This is a genomic window from Natronospira sp., from assembly GCF_007134575.1.
Classification (GTDB): Bacteria; Pseudomonadota; Gammaproteobacteria; order Natronospirales; family Natronospiraceae; genus Natronospira; species Natronospira elongata.
This window is the reverse complement of sequence record NZ_SLKM01000193.1, coordinates 1-15,532: the sequence shown is the minus strand read 5'-3', so window position 1 is coordinate 15,532 and position 15,532 is coordinate 1. Positions and strand designations below refer to the sequence as shown.

14 protein-coding genes are annotated in these 15,532 nt (G+C 64.7%); 7 read left to right on the top strand and 7 right to left on the bottom strand.

From position 1 onward, the window contains the following. Positions 1–496 (bottom strand): ribonucleotide reductase N-terminal alpha domain-containing protein (locus ACJWXQ_RS07500; protein ID WP_406672506.1); only part of this gene is annotated, 496 nt, incomplete at its 3' end. A gap of 560 nt (positions 497–1,056) precedes the next feature. Here ACJWXQ_RS07500 and ACJWXQ_RS07495 point away from each other — a divergent pair. After that, positions 1,057–1,494: an Hsp20/alpha crystallin family protein gene (locus ACJWXQ_RS07495; RefSeq protein ID WP_406672507.1), complete on the top strand. Its 438-nt coding sequence runs from the start codon at positions 1,057–1,059 to the stop codon at positions 1,492–1,494. Positions 1,495–1,731: 237 nt separating this feature from the next. Beyond that, complete coding sequence (locus ACJWXQ_RS07490; protein ID WP_346052324.1) at positions 1,732–3,102, top strand: DegQ family serine endoprotease; 1,371 nt, start codon at positions 1,732–1,734, stop codon at positions 3,100–3,102. A 78-nt stretch (positions 3,103–3,180) separates the two neighbouring features. Here ACJWXQ_RS07490 and ACJWXQ_RS07485 read toward each other — a convergent pair whose 3' ends face one another. Both ACJWXQ_RS07485 and ACJWXQ_RS07480 read right to left on the bottom strand, forming a co-directional pair. Beyond that, a complete protein-coding gene (locus tag ACJWXQ_RS07485; protein WP_346052322.1) occupies positions 3,181–3,696 on the bottom strand; it encodes an outer membrane beta-barrel protein in 516 nt (171 codons plus the stop codon). A 112-nt stretch (positions 3,697–3,808) separates the two neighbouring features. Continuing rightward, positions 3,809–4,600 carry a sulfite exporter TauE/SafE family protein gene (locus ACJWXQ_RS07480; protein WP_346052320.1) on the bottom strand — a complete coding sequence of 264 codons (792 nt, stop codon included), beginning with the start codon at positions 4,598–4,600 and terminating at the stop codon, positions 3,809–3,811. A 117-nt stretch (positions 4,601–4,717) separates the two neighbouring features. Here ACJWXQ_RS07480 and ACJWXQ_RS07475 point away from each other — a divergent pair, with 117 nt between their 5' ends. After that, positions 4,718–5,182 carry a DUF2914 domain-containing protein gene (locus tag ACJWXQ_RS07475; RefSeq protein WP_346052318.1) on the top strand — a complete coding sequence of 155 codons (465 nt, stop codon included), beginning with the start codon at positions 4,718–4,720 and terminating at the stop codon, positions 5,180–5,182. A gap of 295 nt (positions 5,183–5,477) precedes the next feature. Here the strand turns inward: ACJWXQ_RS07475 and ACJWXQ_RS07470 are convergent, their stop codons facing one another. From ACJWXQ_RS07470 to ACJWXQ_RS07455, 4 genes are read right to left on the bottom strand one after another with little or no spacing between them, the layout of a single operon-like run. Beyond that, positions 5,478–6,107, bottom strand: coding sequence for a DUF3106 domain-containing protein (locus ACJWXQ_RS07470; RefSeq protein WP_346052316.1), 630 nt, complete (start codon positions 6,105–6,107; stop codon positions 5,478–5,480). Then, complete coding sequence (locus tag ACJWXQ_RS07465; RefSeq protein ID WP_406672505.1) at positions 6,097–6,339, bottom strand: hypothetical protein; 243 nt, start codon at positions 6,337–6,339, stop codon at positions 6,097–6,099. Before ACJWXQ_RS07465 ends, ACJWXQ_RS07470 begins: the two co-directional genes overlap by 11 nt. Continuing rightward, positions 6,329–6,736, bottom strand: coding sequence for a hypothetical protein (locus tag ACJWXQ_RS07460; RefSeq protein WP_346052312.1), 408 nt, complete (start codon positions 6,734–6,736; stop codon positions 6,329–6,331). The genes ACJWXQ_RS07465 and ACJWXQ_RS07460 overlap by 11 nt, the downstream gene beginning before the upstream one ends. After that, a complete protein-coding gene (locus ACJWXQ_RS07455) occupies positions 6,733–7,266 on the bottom strand; it encodes an RNA polymerase sigma factor (protein WP_346052310.1) in 534 nt (177 codons plus the stop codon). The genes ACJWXQ_RS07460 and ACJWXQ_RS07455 overlap by 4 nt, the downstream gene beginning before the upstream one ends. A 342-nt stretch (positions 7,267–7,608) precedes the next feature. On the opposite strand from ACJWXQ_RS07455, the gene ACJWXQ_RS07450 reads away from it, so the two are divergent. The 4 genes from ACJWXQ_RS07450 (at position 7,609) to ACJWXQ_RS07435 (ending at position 15,492) form a co-directional block, all read left to right on the top strand. Further along, positions 7,609–9,813: a primosomal protein N' gene (locus ACJWXQ_RS07450; RefSeq protein ID WP_346052308.1), complete on the top strand. Its 2,205-nt coding sequence runs from the start codon at positions 7,609–7,611 to the stop codon at positions 9,811–9,813. A 142-nt stretch (positions 9,814–9,955) separates the two neighbouring features. Beyond that, positions 9,956–12,952, top strand: coding sequence for a hypothetical protein (locus ACJWXQ_RS07445; protein ID WP_346052306.1), 2,997 nt, complete (start codon positions 9,956–9,958; stop codon positions 12,950–12,952). Positions 12,953–13,139: 187 nt separating this feature from the next. Further along, positions 13,140–14,900: an arginine--tRNA ligase gene (argS, locus tag ACJWXQ_RS07440; protein ID WP_346052304.1), complete on the top strand. Its 1,761-nt coding sequence runs from the start codon at positions 13,140–13,142 to the stop codon at positions 14,898–14,900. A 19-nt stretch (positions 14,901–14,919) separates the two neighbouring features. Next, the gene (locus ACJWXQ_RS07435) at positions 14,920–15,492 is read left to right on the top strand and encodes an SPOR domain-containing protein (protein ID WP_346052302.1); all 573 of its coding nucleotides are present in this window, start codon (positions 14,920–14,922) and stop codon (positions 15,490–15,492) included. The last annotated feature ends 40 nt before the right edge of the window (positions 15,493–15,532 follow it).

Below are 15,532 nucleotides of genomic sequence, written 5' to 3'. Positions count from 1 at the left end.
TCCGGTCGTAGATATCCATGAAGGACAGCGGGGCGGAGGTGTAGGCACCGGCGCCGGAGACATAGGCGCCCTTGGGCCGCAGGGTGGAGAACTCATAGCCGATGCCGCAGCCGGCCTTGAGCGTAAGCCCCGCCTCGTGGACCTTGCCGAGGATGTCGTTCATGGAATCCTTGATGGTGCCGGAGACGGTGCAGTTGATGGTGGAGGTGGCCGGCTTGTGTGCCTGGGCACCGGCGTTGGACACGATCCGCCCGGCCGGGATGGCGCCCTGGCGCAGGGCCCAGAGGAAACGCTCGTACCAGTGTTCGCGGGCATCGGGCTTTTCCACCTCGGCCAGGGCCCTGGCGACGCGCTTGTAGGTGTCATCGACGGTTTCGTCGAGGACGGTGCCATCCTTGGTCTTGAGGCGATACTTCTTGTCCCAGATGTCCACGGACGCATCCTGGACGGGGATCGCCTTTACTGCTGTCTTGTCCATTTCAAGCGCGGTGCTCATGTTGCCTCCTGATGATTATTTATTGACCGGGCACACGCGCGCGCACGCGCTTGTCGGCCACGGCCTGGCTTAATTACTTGGACTGGAGTCCTTCCCCTCTCGTTCGACGCGACCGGCGTGGCCGGTGCTCGCTCCCGTGATCTGTCACCCCGTGGACAACTCTGTGGATAAGCTGGGGATGACAAAACACAATATCTTGTGACGAATAACAACTAGCGTAGCAGGGCCGGAATCCCTGTCAAGAAATTTCACGGGCCGGGCATCATATCGAAAAATAACTGCAAAACAAGGACTTGACAGCTTGCACGGGGCACGCTCCAGGGCCCTAACGTGGGTAAATTCAGGCACTTAAGGTCTCGGGCAGGTTTCTGGGCGCCCCAAGATATTGTGTTGGGGATGGCCAGGGCCGCGTCAGAAAGCCGCCGGATTTGAATAATCGTCAAGAAAACCACGATCGGGGGTCTTGAAACGGGGACGAGCGCCCCTAAATCGGATATCAGAACGGCATATCCAGGCAATCAGCCCGGAAACATCAGGAGGTGATGACCATGGCAATGAACATTAGCCCGTATCGTCGTCGGCCCTGGGGTCTGATGAATCAGCTCCAGAATGAACTCAACACGATTTTTGACGGTGTCCCCGGTTATGAGAGCGAGACCGGTGAGGTGTCCGATTGGGCCCCGGCGGTGGACATCCGCGAGGAGCAGGACCGCTTCATCCTGCATGCGGACGTGCCCGGCGTGGACCCCAATGACATCGAGATCACCATGGAGAACGGCACCCTGACCATCCGCGGTCAGCGGACCGAGGAAAACAAGGAAGAGCGCAACGGCTATCGCCGCGTGGAGCGCGTCTCCGGCCAGTTCTTCCGGCGCTTCGTGCTGCCCGACAGCGCGGATGCCGACAAGATCAGCGCCGAGAGCAGGAACGGCGTGCTGGAAGTGGTGATTCCGAAGCAGGAGAAGGTCCAGCCGCGCCGGATTCAGGTCAAGGGCTGAACAACCGGCCGCGCGCTGTCAGATCAGGACTGGCCCGGGCTTGCCCGGGCCATTTTTTTGTCCATCCCGCCCGGCCTGTCACCCCCCTCACGGGGGGATGGTAACGGCGGCGGAAAAACGCGAGAATCGGCAACTTCAGCCGGCCTTCGGGGAACCCGGCGAAACGCTTGCAGTCTTCTTATAGACGTCGGAAGTCGATTAACCACTTTTCAACCCATGCATGAGGAGAGACCACTCATGAGCAGAGCCATCCTGCCCAAATTCGCAGGTGTTCTGAGCTTGTTTGTACTGAGTTTTGCGGCTCAGGCCGCGCTGCCAGCCACAGACGGCCAGGGACGGGAGTTGCCCTCGCTGGCACCCATGCTGGAAGAGGTTTCGCCGGCGGTGGTCAATATTTCCACGCGCGGCACGGTGGAGGTGCAGCGGCACCCCTTCGCCAACGACCCCTTCTTTCGGCGCTTTTTCGACATGCCCGACCAGCCCCAGGAGCGGGAGACCCAGAGCCTGGGCTCCGGGGTGATCGTGGATGCGGAAAACGGGGTCATCCTGACCAACCACCATGTGATTGATAATGCCGACCAGATCTCGGTCCACCTGCATGACAACCGGACCTACGAGGCCGAGGTGGTGGGCTCGGACGAGCAGAGCGATGTGGCGGTGATCCGCATCGACGCCGATAACCTCAAGCAGATCGAGATCGCCGATTCCGACCGGGTTCGGGTGGGGGATTTCGTGGTCGCCATCGGCAACCCCTTTGGCCTGGACCATACCGTCACCTCGGGCATCGTTTCCGGCCTGGGCCGGGCCCTGCGCGGGGGCGATGGCCGCATCGAGGACTTCATCCAGACCGATGCCGCCATCAACCCGGGTAACTCCGGCGGCGCCCTGGTGACCCTGGACGGGCGCCTGGTGGGGATCAACACCGCCATCCTCTCCGGCCGCGGCGGCAATATCGGCATCGGTTTTGCCATCCCCACCAATCTGGCCAGCGGCATCATGGACCAGATTCTCGAGGAAGGCCGGGTCCGGCGGGGCCGTCTGGGCGTGTCGGTGCAGAACCTGACCCCGGACTTTGCCGAGGCCATGGGCATTGATCGCCATCGCGGCGCCCTGGTGACTCAGGTGGCCCCCAACTCCGCCGCCGAGGAAGCCGGCATCGAGGAAGGCGATGTGATCGTGCGCCTCAATGACCGGCCGATTACCAGCATCCGCGAGCTGGTCACCCGGGTCAGCCTGCTCCGGGTGGGCGAGGAAGTCAGCCTGGAGATCCTGCGCAATGGTGACGAGCTTACGGTCACCGCGGTCATCTCCGACCCCGAAGAAACCTCGGTCAAGGCCGAGGAACTGCACCAGCGCCTGGCCGGCGCCAGCTTCAGCGAGCTGGATGAGCGCTCCCCGCTCTTCGGTCGCGTGGAAGGGGTGCTGGTGGACGAGGTGGAACGGGGCAGCCCCGCCGCCCGTCATCTGCGCTCCGGTGATGTGATCACCTCGGTCAATCGGGAGCCGGTGCGGAACCTGAGTGAACTGCGCGAGGCCCTGCAGGACGCCGATGCCCTGGTGCTCAATGTCCGCCGGGGCGACGGAGCCCTGTTCGTGCTGATCCGCTAAGCGGCTGCAACAAGGCCTGATACGAAAAAAGCCCCGCCAGACCGGCGGGGCTTTTTCTTTGCTGGGCTGCCGGATTGCCTAGAAGTGCCAGTGGGCGGTGATGGTGGTGACGTCACCGTCGATGGCGTTGAAGTGCACTTCCAGGGGCTGGCCGAGGATCTGGAAACCCAGCCCGGCGCCACCGGCAATGCCGAAGTCGTCGCCGCTGAAGCTGCCGACCTTGACCCGGTTGTAGGCCACCCCGCCGCGAAGCTTGAGGTAGAGCCGCTCACTGCCCCATTGCCCGGTGAGGTAGCTGCCCAAATGCTGCATGGACCAGTCCTCGCCCAGCCAGCGACCATCGGTCAGGGTCAGACCCAGCTCGGTCTCGTAGCCCATCCACTCGGGCATGAAATCTGGACCCACGCCCCAGGTGCCACTGGCGAAGGTGGCAATGTCGTTACCGTCGAAATCCCGGAACATGTGATCATCCCAGGCCCAGGCGATCCCCGCGTTGATGGACCAGAAGTCGCGGCGGTCCTCGGCCTGGACGGCGCTGGCGGCCACAAGGCAGGCCAGGGCCAGGGTGGCGGACGGCAGGCGGCGTGACGGCATGATGGCTTCTCCCTCTCTGAAAGCGTGCTCAAAGCGTGACGGCAAGTACTTGGCCGTGGGCCGGCCTCCCCCGCGCCGGCCTCGACACCGGCAGTTTAGCAGGCGGCGCGGCTCAGAGAAGCATGCTCAGGCCAACCAGCAGCAGAACCAGGGCGAAGGTGCGGCGCAGCAGCCGATCGGGCAGGCGCCGGGCGAGACGACTGCCGAGGGGGGCGAAGACCATGGATGTGGCGGCAATGGCCAACACCGAGGGCCACTGGACCAGGCCGATGGTGGCGGGGATGGGGCTGTCCACCGCCATCAGGGCATAGACGGCGGTGGCGATCACCCCCACCACCAGCACGGCGGTGACCGAGACCGCCACCGCCTGGGCCATGGCCAGGCCCCGCCACTGCAACCAGGGCACGGTAAGAATCCCGCCCCCGACTCCCAGCATGGCCGAGAGCGTGGCCACCCCCACCCCGCCGAAGAGCAATTCCGGTGCCCGGGCCCGGCCGGCCTGCTCGGGCGGCCGCTGGGGAAGGATCATGCGAAACGCGACCAGAAACATAAAACCGGCAAACAGCGCGGTGAGCAAGGTCGCCGAAATCTGGGCCACCACCAGCGGCGCAATTACCGAACCGATGGCAATCCCCGGCAATAGCCAGGGCAGCAGATCACGGCGGGTGGTGCCCTGCCGCCAGTGGGTTCGGACAGCCGTGGCGGTGGTCAGCACCATGGTCGCCAGCGAGGTGGCCACCGCTACCGGCATGGCCAGCTCGGCTTCGATGCCCTGGGCACGGAAGATCCAGAACAGGGCCGGGACCACCACGATGCCGCCGCCCAGCCCCAGCAGACCGGCGAGCAGGCCGGCCAGTACCCCGACCAGCAGGAGAATGGGGAGAAGAATCAGCAGTTCCTGCATGCACAGCGTCCCGGTGAAAAGCGGCCATTATAGGGGATCAAAGGCTGGCGATGCGCCGGGCTTGGGCTATCCTTTGGAGCCCTGAGCCAAACAATCGCCAGAAAGGGAGGATGAACAATGAACAAGATCAAGCTGACGACCGGCCTGAGCATGGTGGCAGTGCTGGCCCTCGGCCTGGGTAGCCCGGTGCTCGCCGACGAACACGGCGTCTATCGCGCCCAGTTCACCACCGCCGTGGAGGAACGTGAGCCGGTGGACGAGATCGAGGAACTGCGTAACGATCATGAGCTGGTGCTGTTCTTCACCGAGTTTCGCGACATGGAGGGCCACACCCTCACCCACCGCTGGAAGCATGACGGTGATGTGGAAGCGGAAGTAGAACTGACCGTGGGCGGCCCGCGCTGGCGGACCTGGTCCAGCAAGCGCCTGGTGCCCGAGTGGACCGGCACCTGGACGGTGGAAGTGGTTGACGAAGACGGCGATGTCCACGGTAGCTGGTCGTTCGAGTATATCGACCAGGACGAGCCACCGGTGGTGACGGACGACAATGACGGTCAAGACGATAACGGCGGGGATTATTAGCGGCGAGCGGCGAGCTACGAGCTATAAGGCACTGCCAGGCGGGCATCTGCGCCGTAGACGCGCGACCCCACTCCAAGGCCCTACCCCCGGCCGTAGGAGCGGATTTATCCGCGATTGGGCGGCAACCGAAGCCTAAATCGCGGATGAATCCGCTCCTACGGGATATTTGGCTCTCCAGGGGTCGCTGGGGTGGCCACCCCGGGTCAGCGACCCTCCAAAAAAAAAGACCCCGACCAAACGGCCGGGGTCTTGAACGGACGGAACGCGGGGGGGGGTTACATTCCGTCCGGACCTGTTACCGGCCGCCGCGGTTGTCGCGGCGATCCCGGTTTTGTTCTCTGCGTTGCTCACGCCGTTCCAGCTGCATTTCGCGGCGATCCTGGCGCATTTCCCGCTGCATTTCGCGGCGTTCCATGCCCCGTTCGCGGGCTTCGTCGCGGCGTTCCATGGCCTGCTCGCGGCGTTCGCGGGCGAACTCGCGGCGCTCTTCGGGGCTCATTTCCTGCCAGCGCTCGCGGAATTCCTGGCGGTCTTCCGGGCCCATTTCGTGGTAGCGCTCAAAAGCCGCACGCACGCGGTCCTGGGCCTGGGGCGGCAGGCTCTGGAAGGCCACATAGCGCTGACGGATGCCGTGACGCTCGTCCTCGTCCAGGTCCTGCCATTCACGGAAACGACCACGTGCCTGTTCGCGCTGCTCGTCGTCCATTTCCGCCCAGCGCTCGGCGCCGCGGGCCAGGTTTTCCCGGCGCTCGGCCGGGAGGCGGTCAAAACGCTCCGCCATCGGCGCCAGCACGTCCTGCTGGCGGTCGCTGAGGTCATTCCATTCCGGCACACTGGCCAGCGCCGTGCCTGCCATCGCCGTGCCCACGACAAGTGCACACAGACCGGCCATCCACTTACGCCCCCCAACGATATTAGTGCTCATGGTCATCCTCCTTGGGCGAGTCCGGGTCTTCTTCAAGAAGCAGACCGTCCATCGCCTCTTCGTCGAGCAGGTAGAGATCCATGGGATCCACCCACTCACCATCCTCCCCCGTGAATTCACCCAGGAACTCCAGGAGTTCCGGGTCGGGCGCCTCCCCGGCAGTGCCGGGGATGGCCAGGCCCAGCGTGGCCAGGCCACCCAGGGTCAGACTGCAGAGGACATTAGCCCGCATCCTTGGCGTCCTCCCGTGCACTCAATTCCGCTTCCAGCCAGAGGTAGAAATCCAGATCCGCGTATAGCGTCATGTCTTCCTCGGCCAGCAATATTTCCAGGTCAGAGACATCGTTCCGGGCCTCGGCCCAATCACTCTCGATGGTCTGGTCCGGGCCGCCGTTCAGCATGGGCAGCAGCATCAGACTGAGCAGACCCAGCGAGGCGGCCAGGGCCACCGGCACCTGCCAGCGCGCCGGACGTGGCAGCGGCAACGCTTCTCGAGGCTGCTTCAGTGCCTCTCGCCGTGCCCGGCGCAGGCGGGCGCGATCCAGCTCATCGACCTCGGCGAGCCCGGCCTCGAAGGCCTCGCGCAGGGCGCGAATCTCGGCTTCGTCATGTTCCTGTTCGCTGCTCATCGATGCGCTCCCAGAACCTCTCGCAATTTCGCCAGGGCCCGTGACAAATGGGTCTTCACACTGCCGGCCGAGCATTTCATGGCGGCGGCCGTCTCGCTCACATCCATACCCTGAATAATCCTCAGGGTGACCGCCTCGCGCTGACGCTCCGGCATGTCCTCCAGGGCGGCCACCAGGGCCTCGATCCCGGAGGCGTTGCTCAGCCACTCCTCCGGCCGACTGGACGAGGGCGCGGGCGCGCGCTCGATCAAGTCCTCGCGGCCCGGCTCGTCGTCGGCGAAGGCCGGGGCCTGCTGCCAGCGCTGTCGCACCTGGCTGTGGCGCTGGTAATCCCGGACCCGGTTGTGGACGATGCCGTAAAAGAGGCGACTCCACTCTTCCCGGGGCCGGCCGGCATAATGGGCGACGAATCGCTCCATGCCGTCCTGGACCACGTCATGCGCATCCTCGCTGTTGCCCAGACGCATCCGGGCAAGCTGGAAGGCCCTCAATTCGACCGAGGCGAGGAATTCATCCAGACTGTGCTGCATTCCCCCTCCGCTTCGGTCTGGCCCTCCATTCGCGGCCTTTACACTGAACATAACGGGCGAGCCCGGCCGGCGTTGACAGGCCGGGGAAAAAATTTTCGCCGGGCGGTTCTGGGCTTGACTTATGCACATGGCCGTCGTTTACCGGATTTCAGGCGCATTACTTTATAATGGGCCTGAAGCAAAATACGTAACTCACTGATTTCGCTATAAATAGAGATTTCGGTGAAAAATTGATCAATCTAAAGCGAAGCCAGTAATCAATGGGCCTAGAGGCAGATAAACCCAAGTCTTCCACATTGTTATCCACAGCTTCTGTGGAAACTTTACCGGCGGGGGTGTGGGGTGGCTGAACGGATTTGGCGGGTGGCCATCCCCTCACCCTTGCGGCGGCTGTTTGATTACCTGCCGCCGGCCGCTGATTCGGGTCGCGACCCGGTCGGCTGCCGGGTCCGGGTGCCCTTTGGCAGTCGGCGCGTGGTGGGCCTGGTGGTGGAGACCCAGGCGGAGGCCGGCAGCCTGCCCCGCGACCGTCTGCGGCGGGCGGATCGACGCCTGGATGAGGAGGCATTGGTGCCGGCCCCGCTGATGCAACTGGGGCATTGGTGTGCGGCCTACTACCACCACCCGCCGGGGGAGGTCTTTGACCATCTGCTGCCGGCGGCTCTGCGCCGGGAGGCGGATGCCGGTCGCAAGCCGGAGCAGTGGTGGCGGCTGAGCGAGCAAGGCCGTGAGCAGGACCTGGACGCGCTGGCCCGCGCCCCCCGTCAGCAGCGACTGATCGCCCGCCTGCGTGAGGCCGGGGGCGAACTGCCGGCCCGTGAGCTGCGGGATCTGGGCGATGGCTGGCAGGGCGTGGCCCGGCGCCTGGCGGACAAGGGCCTGGTGGTGGAAGAGTCGCGACAGCCCGCCGCGCCGCCGGCCAGTGAGGGCAGCGAGGCGGTGACGCTAAACCCGGCCCAGGCCTCGGCGGTGGAGGCCATCGAGGCGGGCCTGGGCGGCTTTCATTGTCATCTGCTGGAAGGGGTCACCGGCAGCGGCAAGACCGAGGTCTATCTGGCCGGGATCCGGGCGGCCCTGGCGCGGGGCGAGCAGGTCCTGGTGCTGGTACCGGAAATCGCCCTCACCCCTCAGCTCACCGCCCGCTTTCGAGCCGCCCTGCCGGCCCGGGTGGGCCTGTATCACTCGGGCATGAACGAGCGGGAACGCCGCGATACCTGGTTACTGGCCCGCGACGGGTCGCTGGACGTCATCATCGGCACCCGCTCGGCGGTGTTCATGCCCCTGCCCCGGCCGGGCCTGTGCGTGGTGGACGAGGAACACGACCCGGCCTACAAGCAGCAGGATGGCTTTCGTTACTCGGCCCGCGACCTGGCGCTGGTGCGCGCCCGCATGCAGGGCTTCCCGGTGGTCCTGGGCTCGGCCACCCCGGCACTGGAAAGCCTGCGCAATGCCGAGGACGGTCGCTATCGCCGGCTGAGCCTGCCGGAGCGGGCCGGGGACGCCCGCCCGCCCAAACTGCGGGTGGTGGATATCCGCGGCCAGAACCTGGACGGGGGCTTGAGCGGGCGACTGTTGCAACGCCTGGATGCCCACCTGGAGGCAGGCCACCAGGCCCTGCTGTTTCTCAACCGCCGCGGCTATGCGCCGGTGCTGGTCTGCAATCATTGCGGCTGGACCGCCGACTGCAGTCGCTGTGATGCCCGCATGACCTATCACCGGGCCCGGGGCAGCCTGGACTGCCATCACTGCGGCGCCAGCCGGCGACTGCCACGGGCCTGTCCGGAATGCGCCAGCAACAAGCTGGGGGTTGCCGGGCAGGGCACCGAGCAGCTGGAACAGATCCTCAGCCGTCGCTACCCGAGCATTGGCCAGGTCCGCATCGACCGTGACACCACCCGCGCACGGGGGCGAATGGACAGCCTATTGGCCAGGGCCCGCGACGGCAGCGCCCAGCTGCTGATCGGCACCCAGATGCTGGCCAAGGGCCATGATTTCCCCAACCTCACCCTGGTGGGTCTGATTGACGCCGACCAGGGCCTGATGAGCGCGGACTTTCGTGGCCCGGAGCGCATGGCCCAGTTGATCACCCAGGTAGCCGGTCGGGCCGGGCGCGGGCAAGCCGCCGGCGAGGTCCTGATTCAGACCCGGGCGCCGGACCATCCCCTGCTCGAGACCCTGATCCAGGGAGGTTATCCGGCCTTTGCCCGGGCGGCGCTCAGCGAACGCCGGGAGGCCGGCTTTCCGCCCTTCAGTCATCTCGCCCTGCTGCGGGCCGAGGCCCACCAGCGGGAAGCGGTCAATGCCTTCCTGGAAGAGGCCGCCGAACTGGGTCGTCGCCAGGCCGAGTCATCGATCATGCTGCTCGGCCCCCTGCCCGCTCCCATGGAACGCCGCGCCGGCCGCTACCGGGCCCAGGTCCTGATCCAGGCCGACGGCCGCCGCCCCCTGCACCGCCTGCTGGCCCCCTGGACCCCCGCCCTGGAAGGACTGAAATCGGCCCGCAAGGTGCGATGGTCGCTGGATGTGGATCCGGTGGAGTTGTTCTGAAGCCGCCAGGGTGAGCTCCTAGGGCCCCTGTATGGGGGGTGGTCGTCGTCCATTGCCTGACATTAGCCTGAATATACGGACTCCCCCGGCCCGTGTTACGCGGGTCAGGCGGTATGGTATTTCAAGGTTCATGGAGGGTTAAATGAGTAACCATCACCTCATTTTCAGGGAGACCTCGCAGTCTCGATCATTGATTCGTGCAGCCGCCCTCGGTGGCCTGCTTCCGGCGATCCTGCTGGCCGGCTGCCTGGCCGACGGCATGGACGCTGATGACGAGGATGCCGACGGACTTCCTGGCGGCCCCGAAGAGGACAGCTACCTGGTCGGCGGGGTAGTGGAGGACATGAGCGGCGCCGGCCTCTTGCTCACCCTCAACGACCAGGAAACCCTCACGCTGGATGCACCCGGCAGCTTCCAGTTCGATTCCGAGATCGAGGAAGGCGAGTCCTATTCCGTGACCGTGACGAGCGCGCCGGATGGTGAAGCCTGCCAGGTGGACAATGGCAGCGGCATGATTGCTGACCAGGACATTGATGATGTGCTGGTTAGCTGCGAAGACTTCACCGTCATTGGCCTCTCGGGCCAACCGGGCACTGTCACCGTGCACCAGATCGGTCCGGGAGAGGCCGACCTGCTCTACTCCAGCGATCCCGACTGCGATTGGCACAATCTTGGGCAATGCGCGGATTCCGGCGTGATTCAGGACGCCACCGCCGGTGACGGCGACGAGATGGCGCTTGAGCTGGAAGCGCTTGGCGTGGAGGCCGGCACCGTGATGCATTTCGCCTTGCAGACCGACACCAGCATCAGCGCCCCCGGTAGCGGCGTGCTCAGCGCGGGCAAACCCATTAGCTTCGATGGCAATGTCTGGATTGAGGCCCTGGAGACCGGAGAGGAACGCCTCTATGTCGGCGGGAATTTCCAGTGGATCGGCCTACAGCAATCCGCAGCGCTGCTGGTTCCTGGCGTGGACAGCGGAACGAGTGGCCTCGCCATCAATGCCGGCCAGGATCTGGATGGCATCGTGCGGCGGGCCATTCCCGATGGCGAAGGTGGCTGGTACCTGGCGGGCATCTTCCGTGCCCCGGACAGTGACGACCTGCACATGCTGCAACGCCTGGACGCCAGTGGCCGGCTGGATCCGGATTTCCAGGTCACCACGGAAGACTCAGGCGGGCCGGTCAGCATTCCGGCCAATGCCCCGGCACCGGCCGGGATGCCCGACGGAGACCTCGTGAATATGGGCGCCTACGATGCCGAATTGCATGACGGCACACTCTACCTCGGGGGCCCATTCGAGATCGCCAATGGCGAACCACGGGCCCAGCTGGCTGCAGTCAACGCTGAGACGGGAGAGCTGCTATCCGACAACCCCGGCGAAGCCCTTTCGCCCCTCATCGTTTCGGCACTGCATATCCACGAGGACAAGCTGTTCGTGGGTGGCGGGTTCGCTCACCCGGACGGCTTCAAGGGCGGCCTGAAGGCGATTGACCTGAACAGCGGTGACGAACTGCCCGACTGGAACCTGACCTCCGAGAATACCGGCCTGATTCATCATCTGCTCAGCGATAACAATCGCCTCTATGCCGGTGGCATGTTCGACGAGATCGATGGGGTCAGCCGCCAGAACATCGCGGCCATTGAGCTGGAGAGTGCGAATGTACTTTCCGAAGCCGACTGGGCAACGGCCGTCAGTGGTCAGGTCCGGGCCATGGCCAATCACCATGGTCGGCTGTATATCGGAGGCACTTTCCATGCCGTCAATGGTGAACAACGCATGAGTGCTGCATCCGTAGCGATCGGCGACGGCACTCTGGATGGTAACTGGGATCCAGGCCTGTACGGCGATTCAATTGATCCCCCCACCGTCCGCGCCATCGCGGCCCATGACGATCACATCTACCTTGGCGGTCACTTTCATCGGCTGGGCCATGATGGCGGCCCCGGTCCCCTGTCCAGCACGGATGAAGGCAATAAGACCCAGGGCGACGACAATGGCCATGACCGACATAACATTGCCGTTGTGGACCGTGTCGATGCGGAACCCCATGAATGGCGGGCTGACGTTGCCGGCGAGGTTCTCGATTCCGGCCTGGTCAATGTACCGGTAGAAGCGATCGGCCTGGACGGCGACCGGGTTCTCCTGGGCGGGACGCTCACTGCCCTGGCCACCGACAAGAGAGAGAACCTGGCGGCCTACGACCTGGACACGGGCGTCCTGGATCCGGATTGGAGGCCCAGTACCAACGGGGCCGTACACGAGCTACTGCTCGATGGTGACCGCCTCTTTATGGGCGGGCCATTCTCCGAGGTCAACGGGGAAGATCACAATGGCATGGCTGCCCTGCAGGCATCAGATGGGGAGCTGGTGGACGGCTGGCAGGCCGATGTTTCAGGTAGCGGTCGACCGGTCCGGGACATGTTCGTGCATGAGGGCTCGCTGTATTTCTCGGGTCGCTTCAGGGCGGTCAATTCGGTTGACCGGGAAGGGGCCGCGGCCGTCAGCGTCCAGGATGGCAGTCTGCAGAGCTGGGACCCGCAGATCAGCGACCACAACAACACCGCAGTGGCCATGACTTACCACAATGATCGCATCTTCCTGGCTGGCGAGTTCAATGAAGTGGGCGGACAGACCCGCAACAACATCGTCGCGGTCGAGCCGGGCGGCGATGGCGATGTGGTGACTGGCTGGGATGCGGGTGATGGCCCGGTGGCCAGTTCCTTCAGCCAGGAACAGCGTCTCGCCGCGGCCGACGGCGTCGTTTATGTGGCCGGGAATATTGAGCAGGCCGACGGTGAAGACCGCGATCACTTCGCCGCCTTCAATGCCGACAATGGTGATCTGGAGGATTGGGCGCCCGAGTCGAGTCGGCGCTTTATCTGGGCCCTGGCGGTTGATGGGGACCGGATTCTGGCCGGTGCACGTCGCATCACCGCACTCGATGGCCGCAGTCTGGCCGCGATCGACGGGGACGGGGGACTTGATAGCGAGTGGACGCCGGAGCCCGATGATTCGGTCAGTGTCATCCACGTCAACGAGGGCCGCGTCTATGTGGGCGGCATGTTCAGCCGAATAAACGGCGAATCCGCCGTCGGCTTCGGCGTGCTCGATCGCGAAAGCGGTGAACTCATCTGGTAAGGCGCGGTAGCGCAAGGCCCACCCAGCAGCGGCGCCGGGCAGTCCCCGGCGCCGTTTCTTTTTCTCCCGACGACGGGGCAGGGTCACCATTCCGACCCGATCGACAAGCCTTCCAGCGCCATGACCACCGGAAGGGGATGCCTTTAATGTTAGAATCTCGGCTTTTAATCCAGCCGGAAGTCGCATCGTGAAGGAAGAAATCAGCCAGTTGCTCGAGCAGGCCCTCAAGGGCCTGGTGGAAGAAGGTGTGCTGCCCGAGGAGACCCGCGGGACGGCCATTCAGGTGGAGCGGGCCCGCGACCGCAAGCACGGGGATTTTGCCGCCAACCTGGCGATGATGCTGGCCAAGCCGGCGCGCCGGAATCCCCGGGAGCTGGCCGCAGCCATTGTCGAGGCCCTGCCGGCCTCGGATCTGGTCCGGAAGGTGGAGATCGCCGGGCCCGGCTTCATCAATTTCTTCCTCAGCCCCCAGGCCTGGCATGCGGTGGTGGAAGAGGTCTTTGAGCGCGGCACGCGCTTCGGTCACAGCGATATCGGCCGGGACGAGAAGATTCATCTGGAGTTTGTCTCCGCCAATCCCACCGGCCCCCTGCATGTGGGCCATGGCCGGGGTGCGGCCTATGGCAGCACCGTGGGCAATCTGCTCGAGGCCATCGGCCATCCGGTTCACCGGGAGTATTACGTCAACGATGCGGGCCGGCAGATGGACATCCTGGCCACCTCGGTCTGGCTGCGCTATCTGGAACTGGGGGGTGCCGAGCTGCGTTTCCCCAGCAACGGCTATCGCGGCGATTACATCATCGACATCGCCCGCCAGTTGCGGGAGGAACACGGCGAGGCCTTCCAGCAGCCGGTGGAGTCGGTCTTCCATGGCCTGCCCGAGGACGCCCCCGACGGGGACAAGGAAGCCCATATTGACGGGCTCATCGGCCGCGCCCGTCATCTGCTCGGCGAGGAGGCCTTCCAGACCGTGTTCCTCACTGCGCTTGAGGACATTCTTGCCGACATTCGCGAGGACCTGTCGGCCTTCGGCACCGAATTCGATGAGTGGTTTTCCGAGCGCTCCCTAACCAGCGGCGGCATGGTGGATCATGCCCTGGAGGAGCTGGAGAAAAGCGGCGACGTCTATGAACAGGACGGCGCCAAGTGGTTCGCGGCCGAGAAGTATGGCGACGAGAAGGACCGGGTGGTGGTGCGCGACAACGGCCAGGCTACCTATTTCGCCTCCGACATCGCCTACCACCTGAACAAGCGCGAGCGGGGCCATGACCGCCTGATCGATATTCTCGGCGCCGACCATCACGGCTACATCGCCCGGCTCAAGGCCGGCCTGGAAGGCATGGGTCAGCCGGGGGATTCCCTGGAAGTGCGCCTGGTGCAGTTCGCCCATCTCTACCGGGGCAAGGAAAAACTGCAGATGTCCACCCGTTCGGGTTCCTTCGTGACCCTGCGGGAGCTGCGCGAGGAAGTGGGCCGGGACGCGGCGCGCTTTTTCTATGTCATGCGTTCCAATGAACAGCATCTGGACTTCGACCTGGAGCTGGCCAAGTCCCAGTCCAGCGATAACCCGGTCTATTACGTGCAGTACGCCCATGCCCGCATCTGCAGTGTCTTCCAGCAAGCGGAAGACAAGGGCTTTCAGTACAGCCGGGACACTGGTCTGGCCAACCTGGATCAGCTGGACGAGGATCATGAGGACCAGCTCATGGTCACCCTCTCCCGTTTCCCCGAGGTGGTGGAGGCCGCGGCCCGCAACCGGGCGCCCCATCAGCTCACCCAGTACCTGCGGGACCTGGCCAATGACCTGCACACCTATTACAACGCCCACACCTTCCTAGTGCTGGAAGAAGAGATCCGCAATGCCCGGCTATGCCTGGTGGAAGCCACACGCCAGGTACTGGCCAATGGGCTGGCACTGATTGGCGTGTCGGCACCGGAATCCATGTAAGCGCAGGGAAAGGACCGCCATGCCCAGGGACTACAAGAACGCCGGACAGGCCAGGAGGAAAGATCCCGTGGAGACGACACCTGGATGGGTCTGGCTGATTGCCGGCTTCGTGCTCGGCTTTGGCGCCGCCATGGCCGTCACCTGGCTGCAGCAGTCGGACACGGAACTGCCGCAACTCGACCTGGAGGCGGCCCGGGAACAGGCCGAGTCGGATGAGGGCGACGAGGCCGAGGAAGGCCGCAGCCGCTTCAACTTCTACCGCATGCTGGAAAGCTTTGAGGTCGTGGTCCCCGAGGAGGAGGTCCGGGTCCGGGAGCCGGAGGGCGGGGAAAGCGTCGAACCCACCCCGGAAGGCCGCTACATCCTGCAGGTGGGTTCATTCCGCAGTGAGTCCGACGCCGACCGCATGCGGGCGGAGCTGGGCATGGCGGGTTTCGAATCCCATATCCAGCGGGTCACCATTGACGATGGCCAGACCTATTACCGCGTCCGCGTCGGCCCCATCGAGGATGCCGAACGCCTGGACCGCACCCGGTCGAGGTTGGAGGATCAGGGGATTGAGCCGTTGTTGATTCGCTTGCGCGACGACTAGGCTTATCGAATCCCACCCTGTAGGCACGGATTTATCCGCG

What these genes read in the sequence shown, in the direction of transcription:
- ACJWXQ_RS07490 (WP_346052324.1), top strand. Translation starts at nt 1,732, where the DNA reads ATGAGCAGAGCCATCCTGCCCAAATTCGCAGGTGTTCTGAGCTTGTTT.
- ACJWXQ_RS07485 (WP_346052322.1), bottom strand. Translation starts at nt 3,696, where the DNA reads ATGCCGTCACGCCGCCTGCCGTCCGCCACCCTGGCCCTGGCCTGCCTT.
- ACJWXQ_RS07480 (WP_346052320.1), bottom strand. Translation starts at nt 4,600, where the DNA reads ATGCAGGAACTGCTGATTCTTCTCCCCATTCTCCTGCTGGTCGGGGTA.
- ACJWXQ_RS07475 (WP_346052318.1), top strand. Translation starts at nt 4,718, where the DNA reads ATGAACAAGATCAAGCTGACGACCGGCCTGAGCATGGTGGCAGTGCTG.
- ACJWXQ_RS07470 (WP_346052316.1), bottom strand. Translation starts at nt 6,107, where the DNA reads ATGAGCACTAATATCGTTGGGGGGCGTAAGTGGATGGCCGGTCTGTGT.
- ACJWXQ_RS07465 (WP_406672505.1), bottom strand. Translation starts at nt 6,339, where the DNA reads ATGCGGGCTAATGTCCTCTGCAGTCTGACCCTGGGTGGCCTGGCCACG.
- ACJWXQ_RS07460 (WP_346052312.1), bottom strand. Translation starts at nt 6,736, where the DNA reads ATGAGCAGCGAACAGGAACATGACGAAGCCGAGATTCGCGCCCTGCGC.
- ACJWXQ_RS07455 (WP_346052310.1), bottom strand. Translation starts at nt 7,266, where the DNA reads ATGCAGCACAGTCTGGATGAATTCCTCGCCTCGGTCGAATTGAGGGCC.
- ACJWXQ_RS07445 (WP_346052306.1), top strand. Translation starts at nt 9,956, where the DNA reads ATGAGTAACCATCACCTCATTTTCAGGGAGACCTCGCAGTCTCGATCA.
- ACJWXQ_RS07435 (WP_346052302.1), top strand. Translation starts at nt 14,920, where the DNA reads ATGCCCAGGGACTACAAGAACGCCGGACAGGCCAGGAGGAAAGATCCC.